The organism is Rheinheimera sp. A13L (assembly GCF_000217935.1).
In the GTDB taxonomy this organism is placed as follows: Bacteria; Pseudomonadota; Gammaproteobacteria; order Enterobacterales; family Alteromonadaceae; genus Pararheinheimera.
This window is the reverse complement of sequence record NZ_AFHI01000034.1, coordinates 1-25,833: the sequence shown is the minus strand read 5'-3', so window position 1 is coordinate 25,833 and position 25,833 is coordinate 1. Positions and strand designations below refer to the sequence as shown.

26 protein-coding genes, 1 pseudogene and 1 riboswitch are annotated in these 25,833 nt (G+C 44.7%); of the genes and pseudogenes, 19 read left to right on the top strand and 8 right to left on the bottom strand.

Features of this window, described 5'->3' with window-relative positions:
* Positions 1-161 precede the first annotated feature (161 nt).
* Both RHEIN_RS15020 and RHEIN_RS15015 read left to right on the top strand, forming a co-directional pair.
* A complete protein-coding gene (locus RHEIN_RS15020) occupies positions 162-794 on the top strand; it encodes a YjaG family protein (RefSeq protein WP_008899825.1) in 633 nt (210 codons plus the stop codon).
* A gap of 107 nt (positions 795-901) precedes the next feature.
* Positions 902-985: riboswitch (cyclic di-GMP riboswitch) on the top strand.
* A 170-nt stretch (positions 986-1,155) separates the two neighbouring features.
* Entirely contained in the window at positions 1,156-1,524 is a 369-nt protein-coding gene (locus RHEIN_RS15015; protein WP_008899824.1) for a DUF3718 domain-containing protein, read from the top strand.
* A gap of 339 nt (positions 1,525-1,863) precedes the next feature.
* Here RHEIN_RS15015 and RHEIN_RS15010 read toward each other — a convergent pair.
* Positions 1,864-2,451: pseudogene (locus tag RHEIN_RS15010) on the bottom strand (GTP-binding protein); the annotation flags it as partial.
* Positions 2,452-2,976: 525 nt separating this feature from the next.
* Here RHEIN_RS15010 and RHEIN_RS15005 point away from each other — a divergent pair.
* The 4 genes from RHEIN_RS15005 to RHEIN_RS14990 all read left to right on the top strand — a co-directional run bounded on the left by RHEIN_RS15005 (position 2,977) and on the right by RHEIN_RS14990 (position 6,509).
* Complete coding sequence (locus tag RHEIN_RS15005; protein WP_008899822.1) at positions 2,977-3,201, top strand: hypothetical protein; 225 nt, start codon at positions 2,977-2,979, stop codon at positions 3,199-3,201.
* A gap of 80 nt (positions 3,202-3,281) precedes the next feature.
* Entirely contained in the window at positions 3,282-4,169 is an 888-nt protein-coding gene (locus RHEIN_RS15000) for a glycosyltransferase family A protein (RefSeq protein WP_008899821.1), read from the top strand.
* Between the two features lie 22 nt (positions 4,170-4,191).
* Positions 4,192-5,100, top strand: a complete 909-nt coding sequence (locus tag RHEIN_RS14995) for a glycosyltransferase family 2 protein (protein ID WP_008899820.1) — start codon at positions 4,192-4,194, stop codon at positions 5,098-5,100.
* Between the two features lie 191 nt (positions 5,101-5,291).
* On the top strand, positions 5,292-6,509 hold the full coding sequence (locus RHEIN_RS14990) for an MFS transporter (protein ID WP_008899819.1): 1,218 nt from the start codon (positions 5,292-5,294) through the stop codon (positions 6,507-6,509).
* Positions 6,510-6,895: 386 nt separating this feature from the next.
* Here RHEIN_RS14990 and RHEIN_RS20955 read toward each other — a convergent pair whose 3' ends face one another.
* Positions 6,896-7,372, bottom strand: a complete 477-nt coding sequence (locus tag RHEIN_RS20955) for a hypothetical protein (RefSeq protein WP_008899818.1) — start codon at positions 7,370-7,372, stop codon at positions 6,896-6,898.
* A 549-nt stretch (positions 7,373-7,921) separates the two neighbouring features.
* On the opposite strand from RHEIN_RS20955, the gene RHEIN_RS21370 reads away from it, so the two are divergent.
* Together RHEIN_RS21370 and RHEIN_RS14985 are read left to right on the top strand one after the other, a co-directional pair.
* Entirely contained in the window at positions 7,922-8,131 is a 210-nt protein-coding gene (locus RHEIN_RS21370; RefSeq protein WP_272941643.1) for a redoxin family protein, read from the top strand.
* A complete protein-coding gene (locus RHEIN_RS14985) occupies positions 8,041-8,313 on the top strand; it encodes a redoxin family protein (RefSeq protein WP_008899817.1) in 273 nt (90 codons plus the stop codon). Before RHEIN_RS21370 ends, RHEIN_RS14985 begins: the two co-directional genes overlap by 91 nt.
* Before the next feature lie 272 nt (positions 8,314-8,585).
* On the opposite strand, the gene RHEIN_RS14975 is transcribed toward RHEIN_RS14985, so the two are convergent.
* Complete coding sequence (locus tag RHEIN_RS14975) at positions 8,586-9,575, bottom strand: sensor domain-containing diguanylate cyclase (RefSeq protein WP_158005489.1); 990 nt, start codon at positions 9,573-9,575, stop codon at positions 8,586-8,588.
* A 543-nt stretch (positions 9,576-10,118) separates the two neighbouring features.
* On the opposite strand from RHEIN_RS14975, the gene RHEIN_RS14970 reads away from it, so the two are divergent.
* From RHEIN_RS14970 to RHEIN_RS14960, 3 genes are all read left to right on the top strand, one after another.
* Positions 10,119-11,603, top strand: a complete 1,485-nt coding sequence (locus RHEIN_RS14970) for a SulP family inorganic anion transporter (protein WP_008899815.1) — start codon at positions 10,119-10,121, stop codon at positions 11,601-11,603.
* A 15-nt stretch (positions 11,604-11,618) separates the two neighbouring features.
* Positions 11,619-12,473, top strand: a complete 855-nt coding sequence (locus RHEIN_RS14965; RefSeq protein ID WP_008899814.1) for a universal stress protein — start codon at positions 11,619-11,621, stop codon at positions 12,471-12,473.
* 76 nt (positions 12,474-12,549) lie between these two features.
* On the top strand, positions 12,550-13,092 hold the full coding sequence (locus RHEIN_RS14960; RefSeq protein WP_008899813.1) for an NUDIX hydrolase: 543 nt from the start codon (positions 12,550-12,552) through the stop codon (positions 13,090-13,092).
* Between the two features lie 457 nt (positions 13,093-13,549).
* On the opposite strand, the gene rsmD is transcribed toward RHEIN_RS14960, so the two are convergent.
* Positions 13,550-14,143: a 16S rRNA (guanine(966)-N(2))-methyltransferase RsmD gene (rsmD, locus tag RHEIN_RS14955; protein WP_008899812.1), complete on the bottom strand. Its 594-nt coding sequence runs from the start codon at positions 14,141-14,143 to the stop codon at positions 13,550-13,552.
* A gap of 84 nt (positions 14,144-14,227) precedes the next feature.
* Between rsmD and ftsY the strand changes: the two genes are divergently transcribed.
* The 3 genes from ftsY to ftsX are packed head-to-tail and all read left to right on the top strand — an operon-like array spanning position 14,228 to position 17,090.
* Positions 14,228-15,427, top strand: coding sequence for a signal recognition particle-docking protein FtsY (ftsY, locus tag RHEIN_RS14950; RefSeq protein WP_008899811.1), 1,200 nt, complete (start codon positions 14,228-14,230; stop codon positions 15,425-15,427).
* A gap of 2 nt (positions 15,428-15,429) precedes the next feature.
* Positions 15,430-16,113 (top strand): cell division ATP-binding protein FtsE, encoded by a 684-nt coding sequence (gene ftsE, locus RHEIN_RS14945; protein WP_008899810.1) that lies wholly within the window; start codon positions 15,430-15,432, stop codon positions 16,111-16,113.
* Complete coding sequence (gene ftsX / locus RHEIN_RS14940; protein WP_008899809.1) at positions 16,110-17,090, top strand: permease-like cell division protein FtsX; 981 nt, start codon at positions 16,110-16,112, stop codon at positions 17,088-17,090. Before ftsE ends, ftsX begins: the two co-directional genes overlap by 4 nt.
* A 62-nt stretch (positions 17,091-17,152) precedes the next feature.
* On the opposite strand, the gene RHEIN_RS14935 is transcribed toward ftsX, so the two are convergent.
* Positions 17,153-18,370, bottom strand: coding sequence for an EAL and HDOD domain-containing protein (locus RHEIN_RS14935; protein ID WP_008899808.1), 1,218 nt, complete (start codon positions 18,368-18,370; stop codon positions 17,153-17,155).
* A 215-nt stretch (positions 18,371-18,585) separates the two neighbouring features.
* On the opposite strand from RHEIN_RS14935, the gene rpoH reads away from it, so the two are divergent.
* Positions 18,586-19,440, top strand: coding sequence for an RNA polymerase sigma factor RpoH (rpoH, locus tag RHEIN_RS14930; protein WP_008899807.1), 855 nt, complete (start codon positions 18,586-18,588; stop codon positions 19,438-19,440).
* A gap of 61 nt (positions 19,441-19,501) precedes the next feature.
* Here the strand turns inward: rpoH and RHEIN_RS14925 are convergent, their stop codons facing one another.
* From RHEIN_RS14925 to gpmM, 3 genes are read right to left on the bottom strand one after another with little or no spacing between them, the layout of a single operon-like run.
* Positions 19,502-20,536 (bottom strand): divergent polysaccharide deacetylase family protein, encoded by a 1,035-nt coding sequence (locus RHEIN_RS14925; RefSeq protein ID WP_008899806.1) that lies wholly within the window; start codon positions 20,534-20,536, stop codon positions 19,502-19,504.
* A 2-nt stretch (positions 20,537-20,538) separates the two neighbouring features.
* Positions 20,539-21,669, bottom strand: a complete 1,131-nt coding sequence (locus RHEIN_RS14920) for a murein hydrolase activator EnvC family protein (RefSeq protein ID WP_008899805.1) — start codon at positions 21,667-21,669, stop codon at positions 20,539-20,541.
* 32 nt (positions 21,670-21,701) lie between these two features.
* Positions 21,702-23,243, bottom strand: a complete 1,542-nt coding sequence (gpmM, locus tag RHEIN_RS14915; protein ID WP_008899804.1) for a 2,3-bisphosphoglycerate-independent phosphoglycerate mutase — start codon at positions 23,241-23,243, stop codon at positions 21,702-21,704.
* 177 nt (positions 23,244-23,420) lie between these two features.
* Between gpmM and RHEIN_RS14910 the strand changes: the two genes are divergently transcribed.
* From RHEIN_RS14910 to gpsA, 4 genes are all read left to right on the top strand, one after another.
* A complete protein-coding gene (locus RHEIN_RS14910; RefSeq protein ID WP_040555249.1) occupies positions 23,421-23,849 on the top strand; it encodes a rhodanese-like domain-containing protein in 429 nt (142 codons plus the stop codon).
* A gap of 12 nt (positions 23,850-23,861) precedes the next feature.
* Positions 23,862-24,119 carry a glutaredoxin 3 gene (gene grxC / locus RHEIN_RS14905; RefSeq protein WP_008899802.1) on the top strand — a complete coding sequence of 86 codons (258 nt, stop codon included), beginning with the start codon at positions 23,862-23,864 and terminating at the stop codon, positions 24,117-24,119.
* Between the two features lie 65 nt (positions 24,120-24,184).
* Entirely contained in the window at positions 24,185-24,658 is a 474-nt protein-coding gene (secB, locus tag RHEIN_RS14900) for a protein-export chaperone SecB (protein ID WP_008899801.1), read from the top strand.
* A 1-nt stretch (position 24,659) separates the two neighbouring features.
* A complete protein-coding gene (gene gpsA / locus RHEIN_RS14895; protein ID WP_008899800.1) occupies positions 24,660-25,658 on the top strand; it encodes an NAD(P)H-dependent glycerol-3-phosphate dehydrogenase in 999 nt (332 codons plus the stop codon).
* Positions 25,659-25,833 lie beyond the last annotated feature (175 nt).

The following is a 25,833-nucleotide window of genomic DNA, read 5'->3' as shown; positions in this document are numbered from 1 at the left end:
AGTCACCTGTGTTCAGAGTAAAGAAAGACTGACTAAGATTCTGATCATATTCGCATTAGTGTCATGCTGATAGTACACTGGACAAAAATAACAGAGTTTTCTGAGCGCAGTCTGTTGTGTATGATGCGCAGCCAGAACCGCCAGACCAAAATGGATTAAACATGAAACAAAAAGCAAACAACTTCCAGAATATGCGTGAACTGGGGTTTTATCAGCAAGCCGCCATAGCTGCAACCTTGCTGGAGCGTATGCTGCCCAATTATCAGCTGTTTAGTGAAGTGACGGGTTTTGGTGATGCCAAGTTGTGTCGCGACATTCTGAATCTGGTGTGGGAATGGCTTTTTGTAAAGAAGGTTAAAATTAACTTTGAGCGCTTATGCAACGAGTTAGAGCTGGCAACACCGGATCAAAGCCAGTTTGATATGTTTGGTGTTTACCCTGCTATTGATACAGCGACAGCACTGGACTCTATGCTGAACGGTATTTTGTCACAGGATCCAACTGAGTTTGTCAACGTGGCTAAAATTTCACAGGCCTCAGTAGCCCGTTTAATTGAATATCAGGCTGAAGAGATTGATATCACCACTGAAGCTGAACTGAAAAAGTGGGTGCGGGATCACGAGCTGATGGAATATGAAATGGATTGTCTGTCAGAATTGATTGAGTTGGTCACGCCATTAAATGATGGTTTCCAGCGCGAGCAGGTGCAAATGCTGAAAGCCTGGGTGCGTGAACAAGGATTAAGCAACCTGGGTATGGAGCTTGTTCCTGAAACTCAAAATCCAGACGGCTAAAAGTCTTGCTATCTGGATGGGAAATTCTTTTAGAGTCAATACTTTAACTTTATTCAAAAGCTTTAAAATTCTTCTTGCATAAAAATCAACCACTGCTTAAAATGCGCGCGCTCGAAAGGCAAGTCTCCCGAAAGGGAGTACACGCAAAGCTGCAGATCTAAGGGGAAACCTATGATGGCTGGGCTGCCGTAATCTGATGATTACGTAGGACGCATCTACACCAGTTTTCTGGTATCAAAGCTCCTCCTTTCGTGTTCGCTGATAAATAACAGCAAAGATGCTGTTGATGAAGTTTCAGCCTGTTTATACAGACCAATCAGCCTGATCGTCAGATCAGTGTTAGCCAACACCGGAGCTTATTATGAAATTTAAATTTGTTGCTTTAATCGCCATCGCTGCTGTTCAATTTGTTGCACCAACAGCCTCTGCTAACGACCAGATGGTTCAGTCTATCTGTGCTTATGTGGCCGATAACAACAAAAATAACCTGCGCAAAACGCTATCTGATAACCGTATGCGTTTAAAAAACGTGTATGACGGTATTGTTTGTGACGGTTTGCCTTTAGTTCGTCATGCCATCAAACACAATGCAGCTGACACTGCTGAATTCATCATCAAGCAGTTACCAGGCAGCCAGGTTGCAGCATCAGGTGATTTAGAGTGGGCAGCAAGCAATGGTTTTGCAGCTTCTCCAATACTGGACGCCATCAAGGCCCGTAGCGCAAGCTAATCGAATTTTTTATAAAAAGAAGGCGCCTGATGGCGCCTTTTTTATCACTTCTAAATCCGCACGCTAAGTACTAAGGGTTAGATGTACCGGCTTATAGATGATCTGACAGTGTCAGCAGTGTGCCAAAAGCTGATGTAGAAATTGGCTATTGTTGAATCGCTGCTTCTCAACGAAAGTGGACGTTTAAGGAAGTGAAATTAGCTATACCTTTCGAAAATTTCGATACAACAGTGCATTGAAAAAAAGTTAACAGTGCGGGGATTATTCATTTTGCGTTTTAAGATATCACAGATTTTTAGACTATAACGCTGTGTTCAAATTCAGTTGATCACTACAAGACCCAGACATTGACTGGTACAGGATGACCTCGTCGTTAAGCAGATGATAGACACCTTTAAACTCTTTACCTGAGCCAATAGGCCAGGTGATAGGAGCGCAGGCAATATTTAATACTCGTTCTACTTCATCCAACAAATCAACCGGATCGCGAATATCTCTGTCCATCTTATTCATAAAGGTCACAATAGGAGTGTCACGTAAGCGGGTAACTTCCATTAACTTAATGGTGCGTTCTTCCACACCTTTAGCCCCATCAATCACCATAAGGCATGAGTCTACAGCTGTTAAAGTACGGTAAGTGTCTTCTGAAAAATCAGCGTGACCTGGTGTATCAAGTAAATTAACCAGGCAATCAGCATAAGGGAACTGCATCACTGAAGTCGTTACGCAGATACCACGTTCTTTTTCCATTTCCATCCAGTCTGACGTTGCATAAACGCCGGATTTCTTACCTTTGACTGTACCGGCTTTTTTTATCAGTTTGCCAAATAGGATCACCTTTTCAGTGATGGTGGTCTTCCCGGCATCTGGGTGCGAAATAATGGCAAAAGTTCGACGTCGACTTACTTCTCTATCCAGTTCTGTCATGTCAAATTATCCTCATAAAAAAGTGAACTTTTGTGCGTTAAACGCCTGAAACCTTAGTTCACTTGATGTTTGGATTAAATTGGACTGCCACAGTTATGTTGCATCATCGGCTATGGGCTGGAAGAAGAATGAATAAATTTCAAGGCAGGATGTTTAAAGTGACTGTGGTCAACAGATGGCGAAAAAACAACAGCATGACACTGAACTACTGTTTTCTTCACCTGACTGCATAAGTAAAATGTGTTATATGTCATAGGTTTACTCATCACGTCTACTTTCAACGAAAAGCAGGCTATCGCAGCGACACAAAAAATTTTAGTTCGCTTTTAATCAGTGTGTGCTAGCATCGCCTTGACTATTAATGTTTTTAATATGCCGGTGGGTCAGCCGGATAAAAGAAGGTTTGGGCCAGTGTAGTTTTTCCCCCTCTGTTTTACTTCAGTTTTTTAGCTTGTAAAAAGCAACAGCGCTTGTGGCGTTTTGCTTTGAAAAATCCGTTATAAAAATTTCGTTGGAGGAGCGTCCATGCAGACTGCATTGGCACACTCGCGTCCTGCATTTCTATTGCCGGAATCGACATTACATCAATATTTTATTGAATTATTAAACCTTGCAGGTATTGAGCCTGGTGGTAAACAGCCTTGGGATTTACAGTTAAACGCCTTTAATGTGCCTGAACGCGTGTTTGCAGAGGGCAGTATAGGCTTAGGCGAAAGCTATATGGATGGCGACTGGAAGAATGCCGACTGATCTAAAAATAAATTGTAAGCAGGAGGTCAATCTCAAGTACCGCAGCATTTTTTATTCATCAATTGGAGATACTTAATACTATGAAACATACTGTAAAAGAAAAATATATCTACCCTTGTTATGAGTTTATCTTACGCTTTGCAGCCTCAGGTATTATTCCAGGCCGCTGGTTTTTGCCTCACCCACCTGATCCTAACAAACTGGCAGCTAAAAGTGGCCGACTTACGATTGAAGTTGTCAGTCATTGTTGGCAATACGCTAATTTCTTGCGCCATCAACTGGATTCTGTGACTAACTACCCACCAGCTACCTGCAAAATAATTTTCACTGTATTTTATTCAGACGAAGATATTGAAACTCTGACTTTGTTAAAAAGCTACGATAAATTTCAGCATAATAACGTCCAGCTTAACTTTCAAAACCTGCCCACCCCCAGTTTGCTAAGACGTGCCATTGGCCGCAATTTGGCGGCAAAAACAACGACAGCAGACTGGATCTGGTTCACTGATTGCGACCTGTTGTTTCAGCGTGGGTGTTTTGATTCTTTAGCTCAACAGCTTCAAAACCGAAAGGATGTGATTGTTTTCCCGAAAAAGCTAAAAGCAACCTGCTTATTAACTAAAGAAGATGACCTTTTGAGGAATTTGTGTACAGCAGAACAATCTATCGCCTCAAACCAATTTGTTTATCGTAAATATAAAAAAGCCACTGGGCCTATTCAAATTGTGCACGGTGATGTTGCGCGAAAATCTGGATACTGTGACTCTTTAGCTGTTTATCAGCAGCCCAAAAGCAGATGGGTGAAAACATATGAAGACAGGGCATTCCGGTGGTTAATGGGCACTCACGGCACCCCTGTTGAAATTGAAAACTTGTATTTAATTCGTCATCAGGAAAAAGGCCGGTATAAAAAAGACAGCAAGTTATCCGTATTCAGAAAATATATCCGTATTCTTAAAGCGAAATGATACACAGGCTTACGAGGAAAATATGACAAAAAGAGAATCCAGAGGATTCCTGAACGGGGCTAAATGGTGGTGGAATACCAGGGTTGTCGGGTTGATCAGGGTCAGAATTGGTAGTCGGCTTAAACAAATAAAACAGAGAAATTCAGACAGCATTACTTTTGCAAAAGATGCGGGCAAGATGACATCGCATACAACTGACGGTATCACTGTGATATTAACAGCGTATAAGCGTCAGAATTACTTGCAAGAGCAAATTGAAGCGGTCAGGCAGCAAAGTATCAAACCTGTCGAAATATGGGTTTGGTCTAACCGAAGTGAAGATGAGTTAGTTGATGTGTCTGATCTGGCAGATCGCGTGATTTGTTCGAACAGTAATTTCTCTTTTTGGGGGAGATTTGCTGTTGCTGCTATGGCCAGAACAAATTTCATCGCCTTTTTTGATGATGACGTTCTGCCCCAATCATATTGGTTTGAAAATTGTGTTAACACTATAGATCAAGGGTTTGACGGCATATTAGGGGGGTCTGGAGTTTTGCTTCCTAAAGCGGGTGGTTACTCCAGTAAACTAAAAGCCGGATGGAATGGCATGCACTCTGACCAGGTCACCGAGGTTGATTTAGTGGGTCATGCCTGGTTTATGCGTAAAGAACACCTGAAGTTTATGTGGTATGAAGAACCATTGAACTGGGAAAATGGCGAAGATATTCATCTTTCTTACATGGCTCTTAAGCATGGAGGCATTAAAACTTTTGTGCCGCCACACCCGGAACACAATCTCGCGTTGTGGAGTTGCAGACCCGATTTCGGCAAAGTAGTAGGTCGCACCAGTGTAGCGACCTCCAAAATGGCAGATCACAAGAGTATTCGAAATGATGTGGTAGACAAATATCGGGCTGATGGTTGGAAGATAGTTTCGGTCAGAGGTAAATAATTATTTACCAATAATGAGTAGCTTCAGGCTTTTTTGGTTGAACCCGGAATACTCCATATACCTCCTGACAAATGTTTGAGCCTGGCAGGGAGCTAGCTCAGTTTTTCGTCACAGAGTACTCAATCAGCGGAACTTAAGCCCTAAAAAGCTCAGGTTTTACTAAATCTAGAATAGGAGGCTAATCACTTTACATGGGTAGTTACTGGCGATTTATTTCGCAACAATGGCCGTTGCTTGGTTTTGGATTTCTTACTGTGTTTTGGGGAAACCTTGGGCAGTCGTTTTTTATCAGTTGGTTTGGAGTCAGTATTCAGCAAACCTTTGCTATATCTGCTGCTGATTACGGTTTGTTCTATGCAGTTGCCACATTATGCAGCGGCCTGCTGATTATGGCCCTTGGATCGCATATTGACCGGCTACCGCTCAAAGTATTCACAACACTGGTTGCTGGTGGGCTGATGACAGCTTGTCTGCTGTTATCTCAGGCCACTACTTTATATGTATTCGCTGTTGCGCTCTTTTTGCTGCGCTTGTGTGGTCAGGGCTTGATGCCGCATACCGCGCAAACAACAATGGCCAGATATTTCAGTACAGATCGAGGTAAAGCTCTTAGTATTTCAGCAAGTGGAGTACCTGTAGGGGAAGTAGTATTACCCTTGTTGGCCGTCGCTTTGATTGCTGCTTTCGGCTGGCAATACAGCTGGTTTTTACTGGCACTCAGTATTCCGCTTATTTATGGCCCACTTATGGTTGTGCTTTTTCGCAAATCAGCGTTACAGCGCTCATTGCCAATAAAACAACAAAGCTTAAACCACGTCGCACTCAGCAGGCGGCATGTGCTGGCGGATCAACGGTTTTGGCTTATTTTACCTGCTCTGCTGTCCGGGCCATTTATTGTGACTGGGTTGTTTATTCAGCAGCATTATCTGTTGAGTGAAAAAAGTTGGTCCACTTCTCTGTTGGCAGGGTGTTTTGTGTTGTATGGCGTGATGCATTGGTTCAGCGCTATGTGGGCTGGCGTATTAGTGGACAGATACAGCGCAAGGCAACTGATTCGTTTCATCATGTTGCCACTGTTTGTGGCATTGCTTCTGTTGGCCAGTTGCAACGGTATCTGGTTAGCGCCAGTTTTCATGGCCATGCTCGGGCTGGCTATAGGCATAGCGCATCCGGTATTTGGAGCATTATGGGCTGAGATTTATGGGGTCACGAATATTGGTGCTATTCGTTCTTTAGCAACGGCAATCATGATGTTCGCTACTGCGGCCGCACCCTGGATATTTGGCATTTTTATTGATAAAGGAATTGCTGGTGGACAGTTTTTTTCGGGGGTGGTTTTGATTGTGATAGTTGCAGCTGTCTGCGCCTGGCTGGCTTATCCAAAGTATCTGCCATTACAAAATGAATAACAGAGTGTCTACTCCGGAAGGCCATTATCGACATCAGGCGTTTGGAGGTTAATCCAACGGCAACCTTTTGAGTGAAATGTGCTGACGTTAAAGCTTGAACTAATTAGCTTCATCTGTACTTAGCATAAAGGTTTGAGGCTCAAAGGATCAGTAAGAAAGGTAGCATCTGCTGATAACAAAGGAGTAGCTGTATCGATGGATACAAATCAATAAAACTGGTGTACCCCGATTGTTATCAACGTGGAGAACAGACCAAATCTTGATTCTTTTGGTATTTTTAATCCTGCTTAACAGCAATTGCTTTTCTTACTCTATTCACCTACTTTCACGTATACAGCTATTAGCCACCCGCACGAATAGGTGGGTAATAGCTGTCTATTAAGTGATTAGTTTTCTGTCAGTGTATAACAGTGGCCGCCATGTTCATGTGCCTTACGTGGCCCTACATAAACTGTACGTCCAGTTTGTGTTTCAGTATTTTTACCAGTACTCACTACTGATGCACCACATGAATGTCTGTTTAGAGTTGGCTCAGCTGTTCCTTTTACGCAATATCCTCCATGCTCATGAGCTTTCCAAGGGCCAACGTAGACCATATTAGGGTTAATTGTAGGGCAACTCTCCGACCTAAGAGTATAAACAGCGCCTGTGTAATTGTTTATATTGTAGCCAAGCTGGGGATTATCTGTGTATGCGATGCCCAAACATGTACCACCGTGATATTCAGCTTTATTTGGACCTACATAAACTTCGGATGCATCACAAGTTTTTGTCAGTGTATCTTCGGCATATAGAATTACATCAGCTTTTAAATGAATGGAAAGGAGCGATATTGCAATAAGTGTTGTTGACAATAATTTCATGTAATTAACTCTCATACTAATGTTATTTAGGATTAGAAGAAGCGCCTCGTTTGTGATTTAATTGATCTGAAAGAAAAATTTAATCACTCAAATGCTAATTAAAAGTTTGAACGAAGTAAAAAACAATACCTGAAATTGGTACTTGTGAGAAGCTTTTTTTTTAAAAGCTGACAGAATTCTTTGACTATTTACCTCTTTGTGGTGGCACTTGCTATGTGCTTTGAGAGTACATTGAGGCAAGTACTGAAGCGCCCCGACGAATATATATTGAAAAGACAAAATGAATTAAGAGTGAATTGAGGCTAAAGACTCGTTTAAACCAAAGCTGTTAGCGGTGATACAGGACAGCCATCTGATTAAAAGTTGATGTTAATTTTCGTTGGCGTTTCCACTGATCTGATGGTTTTCCTGTTTCTTATTCTGCAAGGTTGTAAAAACAATAGCGCAATAATTTAAGGACAAATAAATGATCAAAGTTGGCGATACCTTACCCGATGTGACCTTTACGCGTTTAACCGACAGTGGTCCTGTGAACCTGACTACGGCTGAATGATCTGTAAAGGCGAAAAAGTGGTTTTATTTGCGGTGCCTGGCGCTTTCACGCCCACCTGCAGTGTAGCCCATTTACCAGGTTTTATAGAACTGGCGCAGCAGTTTTTGATAAGCGTGTGGATCGTATTATCTGTACTTCGGTCAATGATGCTTATGTTATGGATGCCTGGGGCAAAGCCCATAACCCCACTGATATCGTATTTTTAGCAGACGGCGCTGACAAGTTCGCTAAAGCTATTGGGTTAGATGCGGACACTGGCGATTTTGGTGGTGCGCGTTCAAAACGCTACGCTATGGTCGTGGACAATGCTGTAGTGATAGCGTTGAATATCGACGAGCCTAAACAATTTGAAGTCAGTAAATCTGAAGTGATGTTAGAGCTGGTTTAAGCCAGCTCTGTTCTGCCAGCACCCTCATTGCAAATACATCAGGGCAGATAAAGAGTGCCATTGGCTCTGTGTAAACGAAGTAAGAGGGGATCGGATAATGATAATAATGTTCAAATCAGTAAGATGATAGCTGAGTGCTGTATGCCTGAGATTATGAAGCGCAGGGCACAGTTCTCACCTCAGACCCTTGTCTGCAAGTTTGGTATGACCATATACACATGGTGGGTTCCGAAACGACTCTTCCCGGACAAACTAAGTATGTCTAAATAACCTCAGCCACTTGATAGCTTTTTCTGCTCGTACATATTGGTATCAGCTTTTTGAATTAAAGCATCCAATTCCAACGCATCTTGCGGAAAAATGGCTGTGCCAAGGCTGGCGGTGATCGGTGTTTCCAGCCCTATGTGCTGGTGTATCACAGATACCCCTTGGTTCACTTGTTCAATCACGCGTTGTAAATCAGACTCCCCATCTATTTCTGTCAGCAGCAGCACAAATTCATCTCCACTGAATCGGCTTGCCGTGTCATCAGCTCTGATACTGTTTTTAAGCACGTCCGCTATAGCGACCAGGCAGTCATCGCCTTTTTGGTGTCCATAGGTATCGTTAATTAACTTAAAGCTATTGATATCAATAAAAATTAACGCACATTTGTTGGCTTGCCCCAGCCTCTTGCTGTGCAATACAAACTGTCCAAAACGGTCTTCCAGTAAGGCTCTGTTTGGTAAGCCAGTCAAAAAATCATGGTAGGCAAGCTGCTTAAATTTTTTATGTTCCTGGATATGCAGGGTTATGTCGGAGAATATCGAGATATGGTGAGTGACTTTGCCGCTGTCATCTTTAACAGCAGAGAGCGAAAGCCAGCTAATGTAGTACTCGCCGTTGGCTTTGCGGTTTTTAATTTCTCCACTCCAGTGCCCTTTTGCTTTGACATCACACCAGGCATTTTCCAGTGTTTGTTCTTCATTCAAACCAGAGCGCAGAAACGCAGGTTTTTTGTATCTGATATTTGCCAGCTTAAAACCGGTTTTAAATTCAAAAGCCCTGTTCACGTCGATAATGTCGTCATCAGCATCTGTGATCATAATGGCCTCACCAGATTGTTCGAAAACGGACGAATACAAATCAGGTTTATCATCCGTTTGAACCCAGTGCTGAAACAAACAAAAGAACTGCTGATCTTCGTCCTGCTTAAGAATATCTACTTTGAAACGACAACCGGCAACGGAGAGTGTGGTGGTTTTGTGTCCGGCTTTTTTCAAGCTGGAGTTGCTCAACACAAGCTGAAGCTCAGCAATTACAGCGGATACTGTGCTATCTCCTAGTGCAGACATAGCTTGGTTTGAAGTGATGTATTCGCCACTCGCAGATAACAGCAGCCAAGGATTAGAGATCCACTCAAAATGTGTAGGGATAGAATGGTGCACCTTCATAAAACGTTATCTCCGTTGCGTGGTTAGACAAACAACATAACCACATTTTCAATGGCTTACATTTAGCCTACTTCAGTTTTCAGTAAATGCGCAAATTTACAGCAGGTACTTTAATTGATTACGCTAAGCCTCTGTAAACAGGTCACTTTTAAACTTTCACTGGCCTTTAGCTGCCTAAAACGCTAGAATGCCGCCCGAATTTTGAACAAAAGCAAAAAGCAAGCCAAGAGGATTAGCCGGTGTAATTAGCGAACAACACAAAACAGATTTGCACAATAAAGTTAGGTTTGAACCATGCGGGCAAACTTTAAATGCAATACCTGTGGTGTTTAGCTGGTTCATATCGGATTTCTAAAACTTAATGGATGTTTTATGCTTAAAACTATTAAGCAGCATTGGTTCTCCAATATCAAAGGAGATTTCTTAGCTGCCATCGTTGTTGCCTTAGCCCTTATTCCTGAGGCTATCGCTTTCTCTATTATTGCAGGCGTTGACCCTAAAGTGGGTTTATATGCCTCCTTCGCTATCTGTGTTCTTATCTCTTTTACCGGTGCTCGTCCTGGCATGATCTCAGCCGCTACAGGCGCAATGGCGCTGTTGATGATTGTTCTGGTTAAAGAACACGGCCTCCAGTATTTGCTGGCTGCCACACTGCTGACGGGTGTCATTCAAATTGTGTTTGGCTTCCTGAAGTTAGGTGATGTCATGCGATTTGTCTCCAGATCTGTAGTCACAGGTTTTGTAAATGCGCTGGCCATCCTGATTTTTCTCGCTCAGTTACCTGAACTCTCCGGTGAATACGGTTCTGTCACTGTTTATGGGTTAACCGCTTTAGGTCTAGGCATTATCTATTTATTCCCTTATCTGACAAAAGCTGTGCCCTCTCCGTTGGTCTGCATTGTGGTTGTGACGCTGGTCGCGCTTTATTTCGGCTTAGATGTCCGTACCGTATCTGATATGGGTGAATTGCCGGATAGCCTGCCTATTTTCTTATGGCCTGAAGTGCCACTGAACTTTGAAACCCTGATGATTATCTTTCCTACCTCTATGGCATTGGCTGTTGTTGGTATTCTTGAGTCTCTGATGACCGCAACTATTGTTGATGATCTGACAGACACCAAAAGTAACAAAAACAAAGAATGTGTGGGCCAGGGTATCGCCAATATAGGTTCAGGCTTAATTGGTGGTATGGCTGGATGTGCCATGATTGGTCAGTCAATTATCAACGTCAAATCAGGTGGCCGCACTCGTCTCTCTGCATTGCTCGCTGGCGTTATCTTGTTAGTAATGGTGGTGTTTCTGGACGCCTGGGTTGGCATGATCCCTATGGCCGCTCTGGTCGCTGTGATGATCATGGTATCCATTGGTACATTTAGTTGGAGTTCGGTGAAGGATTTGAAGAAGAATCCAATCAGCTCAAGCATAGTGATGGTTGCAACCGTCATTGTTGTAGTGGCAACTCACAACCTCGCATGGGGCGTGTTGGTTGGTGTGATTTTGAGCGCGATTTTCTTCGCCAACAAAGTCGGGCAAATCCTTTACGTAGGTTCAGAACTGAGTAGTGATGAACAGCACAGAACCTACAAAGTTGTAGGCCAGGTGTTTTTCAGTTCAGCTGAGCAATTTGTTGACTCCTTTGATTTCAAAGAAGCCATTGAATCTGTGCAAATTGATTTGAGTCGTGCACACTTCTGGGACATTACCGCTATCAGCTCATTGGACAAAGTAGTGATTAAGTTCCGTCGCGAAGGTACAGACGTTGAGTTGCTTGGTTTAAATGAAGCCAGCGCCACTCTTGTCGATAAATTTGCGATACATAATGAGCCTGACGCTATTGACCGGCTGATGGGACACTAACGGGGAAAATATAACATGACTAAAAAAGTAATAGCCTGTATTGACTCATCACCCTACGCAGAAGCCGTATGTGACTATGCAACCTGGGCTGCTAAGCGCCTCAATGTCACCATGTCTGTGCTGCATGTGCTAAGCAAAACCCAACAGCAGGACTCCAGTGATTTAAGCGGCAGTATCGGGCTTGGTGCACAAGAAGCCTTGATGGAAAAGCTGGCTCAACTGGATGCGGAGCGCGGTAAACTGGCGTTAGAGCGAGGCCGAATTATGCTGGATGCAGCTCGTGCCCGAGCAGCAGCGGCAGGGTTTGAGCAGGTTGAGGAGCGCTTACGTCATGGCGACTTTGTAGAAACAGCGATAGAGCTGGAAGAAGAAACCCGTTTACTGGTGATGGGAAAACGTGGCGCAGGTAGTGCTGATGCACATGGTCGCCTTGGTTTGCAGGTCGAGCCTCTGATCCGGAGCGTTCACAAACCTGTGCTCCTGACCCAACAGAAGTACAAAGAGCCTCAGCAAGTGATGCTGGCTTATGATGGTAGCGCGACAGCTCTTAAAGGCTTAGAAATGCTGGCCGGAAGCCCTTTAGTCAAAGGGTTACCTGTGCATTTAGTGATGGCAGGCGCTGATGTAGATGCAACCAGAATCCAGATGGAACAAGCGGCCAGTATTTTGCGTAAGGCTGGCTTTAGCACAACAATAGCTATTGTCGCGGGTGAACCAGAAACTGTGCTGCATCAGTATCAGCAACAACATGATATTGATTTGATGGTGATGGGCGCATACGGCCATTCCCGTATCCGGCAATTTATTGTCGGCAGTACCACAACGGCAATGCTAAGTCATGCCAAGTGTTCATTATTGATCCTGCGTTAACACCTCAAGGGCCAGCCAACTGGCCCTTTCAACATCACTATGATGAGAAAACTTTGGATTTTCAGTGGAGACAACCATGCGTTTACTGCATTCATTGAAACACATTACGCCAACCCCTGAACATCGGCTAGGTGAGCGAGTGGCTACACGTGCCATTGTGCTAAGAGGCTCGGACATTCTGGTGTTATATACCAAAAGGTACGATGACTACAGTTTACCCGGCGGAGGCGTAGAGGCAGGTGAAGATCTGGAGTCTGCACTAGTGCGGGAGCTTATTGAAGAAACTGGCGCAAAAAATGTAAAGATCGTGACGCCTTTTGGACTTTTTGAAGAGTTTCGCCCTTGGTATAAAGACAATTTAGATGTTCTCAGAATGTTGTCTTACTGCTACGTTTGTGAGATTTCGTCAGAGCTGGGGCAACCCAATTTCGAGCACTACGAAATACAAAATGGCATGCAGGTGTGCTGGCTTAATATCTATAAAGCCATACGCCACAATGAACGGATACTGCAAACAAAACCGGAATACATGGGGTTATCTATCGTGCGGGAAACTTATTTGTTAAGGATGATCGCTGATCAATTTCAAATTCTGGATCTGGACAGAGAGTGCAGATAAAAAAAGAACTGTTTGCAGCGAAAGACCGCTCTGCTGCTTTCGATTTGTATTAGCAAAGTATCAGTCTCTTTTTAAGAATGGATGCGATGTAATCTCAGCAAATGGCAATGGAGCTGACCAGACTCAGGCTGCGCAAATTAGTGTTAATTAACGAGGCGATCAGCCGAATAAAACGTGGCAACTAAGTTTATTACGCTAGTTGTGACGAGTTGAGTGACCTCCGACGTTTACAGGTCAACCCTATGTAGCGTGCAATATTGAAATGCTCCCACGTCAAAGTATCGAGATATTCTGGTGAATGTCTGATTTTAAGGCAACTCAGACATTGGTTTTATCGAGATCCACAGTTCTGAACAACTGCTTCTCGCCCATAGCACCCTGTCACAGAAGTGATAGAATTTTGCCACTACCTATTGCCAGATGAAACACCGATTCATCCTGCTCAAACTGTTCCCTGTCAGGTTTGCCAGAGGCGGTAAGCCAGTTGCCCTGCCACTTTTTCTTTTAGTAATACCCAGTCTGCCGGCAGTTGATCCAGCGCCAGTTCTTTTTCTGTTTCCAGATAAATCAAAGCGCCAGGCTTAAGCCAACCTTGTTCGACTAAAGACTGACAGCAGGGTACTGCCATATTCTGGCGAAAAGGTGGGTCGATAAAAACCAAATCAAATTGGCGCTGTGCTGGTTTTTGTAACCAGAGCAAGGTATCTGTTTGTAGTACCTCGGCTTCTGTGCTGCCCAGACTGGTCAGATGTTGCTTTAGCAAGCTGGCCGCTTTGGCTTCTTTTTCCAGCAAGACAACAAAATCGGCATGCCGTGATAAAGCTTCTAAACCCAAACTGCCGCTGCCGGCAAAACAATCCAACACAGTACTTCCTGCTACATCCTGCATGAGCCAGTTGAACAAGGTTTCTTTCACTCTGTCTGAAGTGGGTCTTAACCCTGCAGCATCTAACACAGGTAAACGCCGCCCTTTCCAGCGGCCACTGATCAGCCTGACAAAACCCGGCCCCTGATGTGTTGCCGCTGCGCTGCGGCCCTTTGCTGTTTTCATTGAGTATTTTTGTCCTGCATCTTAAAGATGGTACTATATGGGCCAATTTTACCTTAGTTTTCGGATCTTCTGGCAGCGACCTTTATGACAAAGCAAAATAAACTCTTCTCCTGGCTTGGTTTTGGTAAAAAAACAGAGGCTGCGCCTGTTGAAAATGCAGCAGAGCAGCAGATCCAGCCAACAGAACCACAGGCTGACACTGAAGTTGTTCAGGTCACTGAAACGACGGAAATTACAGAAATCATTGCGCCTGTTGAAGCTGCTGATGTGGTGGAAGTAAAAGCTGAAGTGGTTCAGGCCGATGCTTTAGCCTCAGTCGCCATAGCTGCTGTGACTGAATTACAGCCCCAACCTGCTGAACGTCCTGGCTTTTTTGCCCGCTTAAAACAAGGCTTAACTAAGACCAGCCAAAATTTAGGCAATGGCTTAGCCAGCCTGTTTACAGGTAAAAAAATTGACGATGATTTATATGAAGAGCTGGAAACTCAGCTGTTAATGGCCGACGTAGGTGTGGATACCAGCCAGAAACTGATTAAACAGCTGGTGCAGCACGCCAATCGTAAACAGTTAAAAGACGCTGATGCCTTGTATGACAAACTACAACAGGAAATGGCGCTGCTGTTAGATGAAGTGGAGCAGCCATTGCAACTTAAAGGCGCTGATGGTCCTTTTGTTATTCTGATGGTGGGTGTCAATGGCGTAGGTAAAACCACCACTATTGGCAAAATGGCGCAGCAGTTTAAGCAACAAGGCAAGTCGGTGATGTTAGCTGCTGGTGATACCTTCAGAGCAGCAGCTGTGGAGCAATTACAAGTCTGGGGTGAGCGTAATGCGATTCCTGTGATAGCCCAGCATAGCGGTGCTGATAGCGCATCTGTGATTTTTGATGCTTATCAGGCAGCTAAAGCCCGTGGTGTCGATGTATTAATTGCTGATACTGCGGGTCGCTTACAAAATAAAGCGCATTTGATGGAAGAGCTGAAAAAAATTGTCCGGGTAATGAAAAAAATTGATGTGAATGCACCGCATGAAGTGATGCTGACGCTGGACGCAGGCACTGGCCAGAACGCTTTGAGTCAGGCGCGGTTATTTAAAGAAGCTGTAGATATTAGTGGCATCAGCTTAACTAAGCTCGATGGTACAGCCAAAGGTGGAGTTATTTTTGCCATCGCCGATCAGTTTAAATTACCTATTCGTTATATTGGTGTCGGTGAAGGCATAGATGACTTGCGGGTGTTCGACAGTAAAGATTTTATTAAGGCATTGTTTGCCAGGGATCTCTGATTATGTTGCGTTTTGAACAAGTCACAAAAAGTTATAGCGGTGGTTTTGTCGCGCTCGACAGGGTGAGTTTTCATCTGGAAAAAGGTGAAATGGCCTTTTTAACCGGGCACTCCGGCGCTGGTAAAAGTACCTTATTAAAACTGATCAGCCTTATTGAACGCCCAACCACAGGCAAAGTTTTTATTAATGGTGTGGATTTAAGCCGGGTCAACAGAGGTCAGGTGCCTTATGTTCGCCGGGATATAGGCATGATTTTTCAGAACCACAAACTGCTGATGAACCACAGTGTGTTTGATAATGTGGCTTTGCCTTTAGTGATTGAAGGCTTTAGCGGCAAAGACATGACCAAGCGGGTGCACGCGGCTTTAGATAAAGTAGGGCTGCTGGATAAAGTGCGTTGTCTGCCTCACACCTTATCTGGTGGTGAACAGCAACGAGTTGGTATAGCCCGTGCTGTAGTGAATCGTCCGCCTTTATTATTAGCAGATGAACCCACAGGTAACCTGGATCCTGATTTATCCAAAGACATTATGAATGTGTTTGAAGCTTTTAATCAGGTGGGTGTGTCAGTGCTGATTGCCAGCCATGATTTAAGTTTATTAGCCCGGATGCGTTACCGCACCCTGACGCTGAAAAATGGCCGCATGATCAACGATGGCTTAACGTCCTACGGAGCCGATGAATGAGTATTTTATTTCAGGGTCGTGCCACAGGTGCCACTGCAGTAAAACAAAGTCTGTGGAACAGATTTGTGATGTTTTGGGTGCATCATATTCGTCAGGCATTAACCAGCTTAGGCGAAATCTGGTTAACTCCGGCTTCTTCATTATTAACAGTGGCCGTATTGGGGGTGAGTTTAACTTTACCTGTCACTTTGCATTTGATGGTGAAAAATCTGCAGCAGGTCAGCAGCAGTATTGATCAGGCGGCTCAAATCAGTTTGTTTTTAAAAGCCGACACCAATGAAACCCAAATTGCGGAGCTGATTGCATTATTGCAGGCCAATCCAGAAGTTGCAGATGTACAGTTTATTGATAAAAGCCAGGCTTTGGCTGAATTTACCGCTGAGTCTGGTTTTGGCGATGCCTTTAGTTATATCGAAGATAATCCTTTACCTCATGTGATGCTGGTGAGTCCAAAAAATACCTCAAGTGTCGCAGCTTCAGCCTTGCTTGAGACCTTAAAGCAAGAACGTTATGTGGAGCTGGCAAAACTGGATATCGGCTGGTTAGAACGGCTGGACGCTATTGTCAGTTTAGTGCGCCAGGTGGCTATGGCTGTGGCTTTATTGCTGATGGTGGCTGTGCTGCTGGTGGTGGGAAATACCATCCGACTGATGATCCTGAATAAAAAAGATGAAATTGAAGTGATGAAACTGGTGGGGGCAACCAACAGTTATATTCAGCGTCCTTTCTTATACACAGGCATTTGGTTGGGTTTTTTTGGCGGTATTCTGACCTTTTTAATTGAAGAAGTGCTGCTTTGGTGGTTAAAACACGCTATTGCCGGTGTGACTCAGTTGTATGAAAGTAGTTTTACTCTAGAGCCGATGAGTCTGGCTGAACTGGGGTATTTACTGCTGGTTGCCATCAGTTTAGGTTTTTTTGGCTCTTTGCTGGCCGTACGGCGTAATATCAGTCAAATAGAAGCCACTGGTCTTTAAAGCAGATAAAACCTGACGGCCATAAGCTATTCTGGCCGTCGGGTGAAACACTCTGCAAGCTATCAGTGCTGTACCTTCAGTAAGCGTTGACCCCATTCCACCGCCTCAAAGTACACCAGATTCAAGTCAACGTTCTGCGGCACCATACGGGACGACAGCTCTGTCTGCTGTTGCCATAAGCCCTGTTCAAAGGTGCGTTCAACCGTCAGATAATCGGCAAGTACTCCTTTGTTTTCCAACAAAGCGGCTTTAATTTCCGGCAGCAAAGGTAATTGAGCTAACAAATCTTCCAGCGGTTGTTCCAGCAAGGCATCCACCAGAGAAAATAAACCTGTTAAAAATGCAGCAGGCGGGTTTTCTTTATCTCCCCTGATGTTGGCCAGGCGATCACAAAAACGCGCCCGGATCAGCGACATCACTAATAATTCGTCGGATTGGCCTTCGGCCAGATTCGCTAAGGCCAGCAGGGAAATAAACTTCTTCAGTTCAGCTTCACCCATATACACCATGGCGTGTTTTAACGAGCCAATGCTTTGGCTGCGGGCAAAGTTAGCACTGTTAATAAAACGCAGCAATTTATAGGACATATCTAAATCACGTTCAACAATAGCGGCAAGGCCATCAAAATCCAGCCGTTCCTTGCTGGACTCGCTGATCAGAGCCAGCAGGTTCAGTTTATTGCTGCCTAGTTGTTTATGTTTCAGCATTTCTGGCCGGGCAAAAAAATAGCCCTGATATAAATCAAAGCCCAGTGTTTTGAGCTGCTCATATTCATCTGCTGTTTCTACTTTCTCCGCCAGTAAGGTCACAGGGTATTTAGCAATACGTCGCAGGTACTTACTGATCTGCAGCATATTAAACATCTGTACATCCACCTTAATAATACTGACATAAGGTAAAAATACATCCCACTTGGTATCAAAGTCATGATCGTCTAATGCAAGGCGATAGCCCATTTTATGCAGCTCTTTACAGGCAGTCAGCAACTCGTCGCTGATCGGCACTGTTTCCAGTATTTCTATCACCATACTGTTGGGGTCAATGGACGTCGGAAAATGATGAATTAAGGTGTCTGCAGAAAAGTTAATAAAAGCTTGTTTACCGCCGGTGATTTTTTCCACCCCTAATAATAAGTGGTGTTGGGTGATTAATTTGGAGGTCGCTTCATCAGCGCCAATATTTGGAAAACAGTTATCTACACCATCCCGAAATAACAGTTCGTAGCCTGTCACTGCTTTTTGGCGGTCGAAAATAGGCTGGCGCGCGACATAACAGTACATAGATGTGGCCTTCAGTTATTTTTTGTTTTTATCATTCACACTGATCGCAAGTTCTAAATTTATCATATAAGAAAAAACAGGCTTTATATATGAATTGATATTATTAAAAAACAGGGCTTATACAATTCGGATCTTAAAAGATGAAAATTTATTTTAGCACTCTCGGTTAAAGAGTGCTAAGATTTGACCCAATCAAGCAAGTAAGGGGAAATTACATGACTCAGGCTTCACAAATGATGACTCTGACAGTGGCTGGAAGTGGCAGCCTTGAAGCTTACACTCATGCGGTAAGTACCATCCCTATGCTCACAGCAGAAGAAGAACGTTCTTTAGCTGAAAAATTACAGCAAGACGGTGATTTAGAATCGGCCCGTGTGCTGATTATGTCTCACCTGCGTTTTGTAGTGCATATTGCCCGCAGCTATTCAGGTTACGGTTTGCCTATCAGCGACCTGATCCAGGAAGGCAATATAGGCCTGATGAAAGCAGTGAAACGTTTTGACCCTTCCGTTGGTGTACGTTTAGTGTCTTTTGCTGTGCACTGGATCAAAGCAGAAATTCATGAATTTGTTCTGAAAAACTGGCGTATTGTCAAAGTGGCAACGACAAAGGCACAACGTAAGTTGTTCTTTAATCTGCGTAAAGCCAAAAAGCATTTAGGCTGGTTCAGTAAAGAAGAAGTGCAAAATGTCGCAGACTCTTTAGGTGTTCCTGTACACGAAGTGATGGAAATGGAATCCCGCATGAGCAACTACGATATGCCTTTTGATGCATCTGATGATGAAGACGAAAGCAATTACACTGCTCCGGTATTTTATTTACAGGACAAAGAGTCTGATTTAGCCAACCGTATTGAAGAAGACCAATGGGACAATGCAGCAGTGGATCGACTGCAAGCCGCAGTAAGCACATTGGATGACCGCAGCCAGGACATTATCCGTGCCCGTTGGTTAGATGATCAGAAACTGACCTTACAGGAGTTAGCGGACCGTTATCAGGTGTCTGCTGAACGTGTACGTCAGCTGGAAAAAAATGCGATGAAAAAACTACAGGCTGCAATGGCTGCTTAAAGCGTTTTTTTCATAGTAAAAAGCCCTGACTTGTCAGGGCTTTTGCGTTTCTGAAGGCAAATTACAAACTACCGCCTAACTGATAAAACGGCAGAGACCGGGCTGGTTTTTTGACTGGCTCCGGTAATTCCCAGGGTTTTTGCATCAGCGGCTGAGTAGGTTTAATCCGGGGCAGAGTCATAGGGTTCAGCAGGGCAGGTATATTCCATTGCAGCTGGTACATGGTGATAATAGCTGCAGGATCTTCAATGGCTGGGGTAAATACTGCCGCAGTTGTCGTATTCATAGATTTTTTCTCTGTTTTTGCAACACGCAATGGCTGAACCGGATCCTGTTCTGGCAGGGACAAAGGCACATCTGCAGTTTGGGCCGCAGTGATAATTGCATAGTCGGAGGGTAACAAGCTGGATAGTTTTACCACTTCTATACCCTGGGCTGCTAAATCGGGTAAGTGTTTTTTCAGATAGGCATAAGTTTCAGGATAAGGATGACCTATAGCTATGGCGTGTTGCTGCTGTTTCGCCAGCTTGATCATCAGGTTAAATTGTTTATCCAAAGCTTGGTAAGAGCGGTCGTTATCCAGAAAAACATGACGGGTTAACAGTGGGATTTGGTGTTTTTTGGCATAAACACCAGCCTGACTGCGAGCTGTGGTTTTGCTGTCGAGGAAAAACAGCTGACGTTTGGCCACATAAGCCAAAGTCCAGTCCATCACATTGGCTTGTTCGGTGAAATAGCCGCCCATATGATTATTGATGCCAATAGCATAAGGTATATCGGCAAAAGCAGCCTGAAGTTTGCGCTCTATCTGCGAACGGCTCATGGTCACTTTGAGTGCATTTTTACTTAAGTCAGCCCGGCGTGCAGACTCCATCGGCATATGCAAAATCACATCACGGCGCTGCTGATAGGCTGCTTTGGCTACCGCATTACTGTGCGTGGTATGAGGAATAACGGCAAAGGTTAAATCATAAGGTAATTCCAGCAGCTTGTAGTCAAGCTTATGGTAACCAATGTCGTCAATTACTATAGCCACTTTAGCGGCGATAGAAGGTAAGCTGCAAAGCGCAAAAGCTAAGCTGATCCAATACTTCATGACTAAGATCCTGCGCGTTTCTGTAACCAGGTAATAGGGTTAATGGCTGAGCCTTTTTGCCGGATCTCAAAATACAATCCAGCCTGCGTCTGACCACCACTGGCGCCCACTAAAGCCACAGCGTCACTGGCATTAACAGACTCGCCTGGCTTTTTTAATAAGGTTTGATTATGACCATACAAACTCATAACTCCGTTGCCATGATCCAGCACTATCACCCAGCCATAACCTTTCAGCCAGTCTGCATAAATCACTTGCCCGTCTGCCACAGCTTTGACTTTTGAACCTTCGGCAGCTGCTATTAAAATGCCCCTGGAGCTAACGCCTGCCAGGCGTTTTTCACCATAACCCTGCAAAATATCGCCTTGCACTGGCCATGGCAGTTTGCCTTTGGTTTTTGGCAAGTTGATGCGTTTTTTCGCCGCTATGGCAGCAGCCTTCAGTTTGCCCAAGGTGTTTTGCAGGCTTTGTTCGTTTTGTTTCAGGTAGTTCAGCTGTTGCTCTTGATCCGTTAAAAAGCTTTTCATCTTTTTCACTGAAGCCAGCTGACTACTTTTTGCTTCAGTCAGCTCCTGCTTTTGCTGCTCCAGTTGGGCTTGCAGTTGCTGCTGTTGCTGCGCCTTTGCTTGCAAATCCAGCTCAACTTGTTTCAGTTCTTCAGCTGTTTGCTCTATTTGTTGTAGCTGCTGCATCCGCGCCTGATTCAGATACTGATAATAAGTTAATATCCGCTCCAGCTTAGTGCTGTCTTGCTGGTTCAGCAGCATCTTGGTGTAGTCGTGCTCGCCTGTGACAAAAGCCCCTTTGAGCTGCTGTGCAAGCAATGACTTTTGCAACTCGAAACTTTGTTGCAGTTGTTGCTGCTGCAGTTGCAACTGCTGTTGCTGCTTGTGCAGTTCAGCCAGCTCCGTAGTGCTCTGACGTAGTTGCCGCGCCAGCCTGGCTAAGGATTGATCCGCAGTTTTCAGCAAATCCTGGGCTTTGGTAAAGGCCTTTTGTTGCTGCTTCAGCTCTTTTTCAGTTTGCTGAATTTGGCCTTTGAGTTGCGACAGTTCCTGCTGCACCTCTTTTTGATCCTGAGCCAATAAGGGGGCCGAGGCTAAACAGAGCAGCAGAGCTAAGCTCTGCTGCATTCTTACTCTGTAGTTAACGAGTCTTACTGGCATTAATTTAACTTCATCAGAATTTTGCCTGTCATCTCGGCAGGAATTGGCATACCCATTAAATGCAGCATGGTAGGGGCTATATCACTTAAAATACCGCCCGGAGTCACTGCCGCATTGCGACCTACATAAATCAGTGGCACAGGACCGCTGGTATGGGCTGTATGAGCCTGACCAGATTCCAGATCCTGCATTTGTTCGGCATTGCCATGGTCGGCTGTAATTAAACATTCGCCGCCCACTTGCTGTAATGCTTCCACCACACGGCCAATGCAGTGATCCACTGCTTCTACCGCTTTAATAGCAGCAGATAAAATACCAGTGTGGCCGACCATATCGCCATTTGGATAGTTACAAATGATCACATCATACTCGCCGCTGTGAATAGCGCCGACCAGCTTGTTGGTCAGTTCGGTGGAATTCATTTCCGGCTGCAAATCATAGGTGGCGACATTAGGGGAAGGCACCAGAATACGTTGTTCACCGTCAAATACATCTTCACGGCCGCCACTGAAAAAGAAGGTCACGTGGGCATATTTTTCAGTTTCGGAAATACGTAACTGAGTTTTCTGATGTTTCGCCAGCCATTCACCCAAAACGTTATCCAGACTTTCAGGGGGATAAGCACAAGGGGCTTTAATATCAGCAGCGTATTCAGTCAGCATGACAAAGCTTGCCAGTTGTGGCTGGTACTCACGGGCAAAACCTGTGAAGTCGGCATCAATAAAAGCACGGCTGAACTGACGGGCACGGTCGGCACGGAAGTTCATAAAAATCAGACTGTCGCCATCTTGCATTTTAATCACGTTACCAGCAGGATTTTTAATGGCGGTCGCTTTGACAAACTCGTCATTTTCATCACGGCTGTAGGCAGCTTTTAATGCGTCCACTGCTGTAGTTGCAGTAAATTCAGCTTTGCCCTGCGTTAATAAATCATAAGCAGCTTGCACGCGGTCCCAGCGTTTATCACGGTCCATCGCAAAATAACGGCCAATCACAGAAGCAACCTGGCCCACACCTATGGCTTTAAAGTGATCTTCCACCCGTTGCAACGAAGCTTCTGCGCTGCGTGGTGGCGTATCGCGGCCATCTAAAAAGGCGTGCAGGTAAATTTCAGTCGCACCTTGTTGTTTGGCTAAGTCAATCATCGCAATAATGTGATCTTCATGGCTATGCACACCACCTGGCGATAACAAACCCATCAGATGCACAGCTTTACCCTGGCGTACTGCACTCTGAGTGGCTTCTACCAGCACAGGGTTAGTAAAAAAGTCGCCATCAGCAATAGCTTTAGTGATACGGGTAAAATCCTGATAGACCACACGGCCTGAGCCTAAATTGACATGACCTACTTCAGAATTGCCCATCTGACCATCTGGCAAACCGACATCCAGACCAGAGCCTGAAATCAGCGAATGAGGATACTCTGCCCATAATTTGTCCATAACCGGAGTATTGGCTTGTAAAATGGCGTTGGATTCACGTTCTTCTCTGTATCCCCATCCATCCAATATCAGTAAGACTAACGGCTTTTTCGGCTGCATACTCATGGCTCCGTATCTTGTTGCTTGATCATCGTTTTGATGGCCTATCTTACCTTGTTTTTCCCGTGAAAACAGTGACGAAATAGTACGGATAGGGCTTCAATGCTGCATTCTTTTATCAAACTAGGTATACTCGGCCGCAAAGTTTTGCTCCTGAAATGAAACAGAATGGTGTTTATGCAGCAATATATTGATTTTTTAAGTAATCATCCGTACCTGACCGCCGCTTGGGTGGCGTTATTTTTAGCCTTGCTGGTCAGCTGGATTAAATCTTTAACTTCTTCAGTCAAACAAGTGACTCCGACTCAACTGACCTTGATGGTGAACAGAGAAGATGCAACAGTGATTGATATCCGCGCTGAAGCCGACTTCAAAAAGGGCCATATTACTGGCGCCCGTCATCTGACAACCGAACAAATTAACACTCAAGCGATCGGCGGCCTTGAAAACAAAAAAGACGCACCCATCATAGTAGTCTGTCAGGCAGGTATGTCTGCACAAGGCGCAGCTGCTACATTGTCAAAACAGGGCTTCACCAAAGTTTTTGTTTTGCAGGGCGGTATGGGTACCTGGACAGGTGCAAACCTGCCTGTTGTTAAGAAGTAAGTCGGAGCAAAGATGGCACAAGTCACTATTTACACTAAGGCCTATTGTCCTTATTGTGTTCGCGCTAAGGCATTATTAGGCCAAAAGGGCGTGCAGTTTGACGAGATTAAAATCGACGAACAGCCAGAATTGCGTCCAGCCATGATTGAGCGTGCCAATGGCCGCACCACAGTACCGCAAATTTTTATCGGCGATACTCATGTAGGTGGTTGTGACGATCTTTTTGCACTGGAAAATGCCGGTACTTTGAATTCGATGCTCGCTGCATAACTGCGGCTGGCTTTCTGTCGATTACTAAACTCGATCATTAAACATAATTAAAACTAGGATTTATCATGGCCGAACAACAAGTTGCTGAACAATTTGCCATCCAGCGTATTTACGTCAAAGACATTTCTTATGAGTCACCTAACGCTCCGGCAATATTTCGTAAAGAGTGGCAACCAGCTATTCAGTTAGATTTAGATACCCGCAGCGAGAAGTTAGACGACAATACCTTTGAAGTGGTGTTATCTCTGACTGTTACAGCTCGCATTGAAGAAGAAGTGGCGTTTTTATGTGAAGTGCAACAGGCTGGTATTTTCAGTGTGCCTGTACTGGAAGATGCACAAATGGCTCATATGTTAGCTTCATTCTGCCCGAACATTCTGTTCCCTTATGCCCGTGAAGCTGTGTCTAATCTGGTAAACCGCGGTACTTTCCCGCAACTGAATCTGGCACCTGTGAATTTTGATGCCTTATTTGCTCAATATGTACAAAAACGTCAGGCTGAAGCTCAGGCCCAGCAAGGCGTAGAACTACAGTCTTAAGATGAACGCTGCAATTGCTGTGTTAGGGGCGGGCTCTTACGGGACCGCCCTTGCTATTTCACTGGCCCGCAATGGCAATCCAACTTTGTTGTGGGGTCGCAATGCGGATGATATCCGTGTGATGGCAGAACAACGAATGAATCAGCGGTATTTACCTGATATTCGTTTGCCAGATTCTTTAGCTGTCACAGATGATCTGGCTTATGCGGTAGCTTCATGCCGGGATATTTTATTGTCTGTGCCAAGCCATGCTTTTGCCGACACCTTAAGACAAATCAAACCTTTTTTGCAGCACAATGCCCGTGTGGCCTGGGCTACTAAAGGTCTGGAGCCTGAAACAGGCCGGTTACTGCAGGATGTTGCCAAAGAAATTTTGGGTGAACAGGTGTCCTTAGCCGTACTCTCAGGCCCCACTTTTGCTAAAGAACTGGCCAAAGGTTTACCTACAGCCATTTCGTTGTCTTCAACCGACCCAGAATTCATTTCCGCACTCTCTGACTTATTGCATTGCACTAAAACCTTCAGGGTGTACACCAATCCTGATTTTATTGGGGTGCAGCTGGGTGGCGCTGTGAAAAACGTCATCGCTATTGGTGCTGGTATGGCCGATGGTATTGGTTTTGGTGCTAATGCCCGTACAGCCTTAATTACCCGTGGTTTAACAGAGATGTGCCGTTTAGGTTGTGCCTTAGGGGCAAAAAAAGAAACCTTTATGGGCATGGCCGGTTTAGGTGATTTAGTTTTAACCTGTACAGACAACCAATCCCGCAACAGACGTTTTGGCTTGTTATTGGGTGAAGGCAAAGGCGTAGAAGAAGCCATGACGGCCATAGGCCAGGTGGTGGAAGGCTATCGTAATGCCAAAGAAGTTTTTAATCTGGCGCAACGTGTTGGTGTAGAAATGCCAATTACAGAGCAAATTTACCAGGTGTTGTATCAGGGCAAAGATGCCCGTTTAGCGGCGATGGATCTACTCGGCCGCGAAAAACGCGACGAATAGTTTAGCCGTCGTACTTGAAGCCGCAGCTTTGTTGGCTGCGTGCTTTCACCCCAGTCACATAGGTAAACTATGCTCCTGGGGTCTCAATCTCTTGCCGCCGCGCTGCAACTCCAATTACTTAGGCTAAAATCCCCGTCGTACTTGAAGCCTCAGCTTTGTTGGCTGCGTGCTTTCA

Excerpts from the sequence above, each read along its gene's own strand:
- RHEIN_RS21370 (WP_272941643.1), top strand. The coding sequence starts at position 7,922 with ATGATCTGTAAAGGCGAAAAAGTGGTTTTATTTGCGGTGCCTGGCGCT.
- rpoH (WP_008899807.1), top strand. The coding sequence starts at position 18,586 with ATGACTCAGGCTTCACAAATGATGACTCTGACAGTGGCTGGAAGTGGC.
- RHEIN_RS14910 (WP_040555249.1), top strand. The coding sequence starts at position 23,421 with ATGCAGCAATATATTGATTTTTTAAGTAATCATCCGTACCTGACCGCC.
- RHEIN_RS15015 (WP_008899824.1), top strand. The coding sequence starts at position 1,156 with ATGAAATTTAAATTTGTTGCTTTAATCGCCATCGCTGCTGTTCAATTT.
- RHEIN_RS14970 (WP_008899815.1), top strand. The coding sequence starts at position 10,119 with ATGCTTAAAACTATTAAGCAGCATTGGTTCTCCAATATCAAAGGAGAT.
- RHEIN_RS14995 (WP_008899820.1), top strand. The coding sequence starts at position 4,192 with ATGACAAAAAGAGAATCCAGAGGATTCCTGAACGGGGCTAAATGGTGG.
- secB (WP_008899801.1), top strand. The coding sequence starts at position 24,185 with ATGGCCGAACAACAAGTTGCTGAACAATTTGCCATCCAGCGTATTTAC.
- RHEIN_RS14935 (WP_008899808.1), bottom strand. The coding sequence starts at position 18,370 with ATGTACTGTTATGTCGCGCGCCAGCCTATTTTCGACCGCCAAAAAGCA.
- RHEIN_RS14990 (WP_008899819.1), top strand. The coding sequence starts at position 5,292 with ATGGGTAGTTACTGGCGATTTATTTCGCAACAATGGCCGTTGCTTGGT.
- RHEIN_RS14965 (WP_008899814.1), top strand. The coding sequence starts at position 11,619 with ATGACTAAAAAAGTAATAGCCTGTATTGACTCATCACCCTACGCAGAA.
- RHEIN_RS15020 (WP_008899825.1), top strand. The coding sequence starts at position 162 with ATGAAACAAAAAGCAAACAACTTCCAGAATATGCGTGAACTGGGGTTT.
- rsmD (WP_008899812.1), bottom strand. The coding sequence starts at position 14,143 with ATGAAAACAGCAAAGGGCCGCAGCGCAGCGGCAACACATCAGGGGCCG.
- ftsY (WP_008899811.1), top strand. The coding sequence starts at position 14,228 with ATGACAAAGCAAAATAAACTCTTCTCCTGGCTTGGTTTTGGTAAAAAA.
- RHEIN_RS14925 (WP_008899806.1), bottom strand. The coding sequence starts at position 20,536 with ATGAAGTATTGGATCAGCTTAGCTTTTGCGCTTTGCAGCTTACCTTCT.
- RHEIN_RS20955 (WP_008899818.1), bottom strand. The coding sequence starts at position 7,372 with ATGAAATTATTGTCAACAACACTTATTGCAATATCGCTCCTTTCCATT.
- RHEIN_RS15005 (WP_008899822.1), top strand. The coding sequence starts at position 2,977 with ATGCAGACTGCATTGGCACACTCGCGTCCTGCATTTCTATTGCCGGAA.
- RHEIN_RS15000 (WP_008899821.1), top strand. The coding sequence starts at position 3,282 with ATGAAACATACTGTAAAAGAAAAATATATCTACCCTTGTTATGAGTTT.
- ftsX (WP_008899809.1), top strand. The coding sequence starts at position 16,110 with ATGAGTATTTTATTTCAGGGTCGTGCCACAGGTGCCACTGCAGTAAAA.
- gpsA (WP_008899800.1), top strand. The coding sequence starts at position 24,660 with ATGAACGCTGCAATTGCTGTGTTAGGGGCGGGCTCTTACGGGACCGCC.
- RHEIN_RS14920 (WP_008899805.1), bottom strand. The coding sequence starts at position 21,669 with ATGCAGCAGAGCTTAGCTCTGCTGCTCTGTTTAGCCTCGGCCCCCTTA.
- RHEIN_RS14960 (WP_008899813.1), top strand. The coding sequence starts at position 12,550 with ATGCGTTTACTGCATTCATTGAAACACATTACGCCAACCCCTGAACAT.
- ftsE (WP_008899810.1), top strand. The coding sequence starts at position 15,430 with ATGTTGCGTTTTGAACAAGTCACAAAAAGTTATAGCGGTGGTTTTGTC.
- grxC (WP_008899802.1), top strand. The coding sequence starts at position 23,862 with ATGGCACAAGTCACTATTTACACTAAGGCCTATTGTCCTTATTGTGTT.
- gpmM (WP_008899804.1), bottom strand. The coding sequence starts at position 23,243 with ATGCAGCCGAAAAAGCCGTTAGTCTTACTGATATTGGATGGATGGGGA.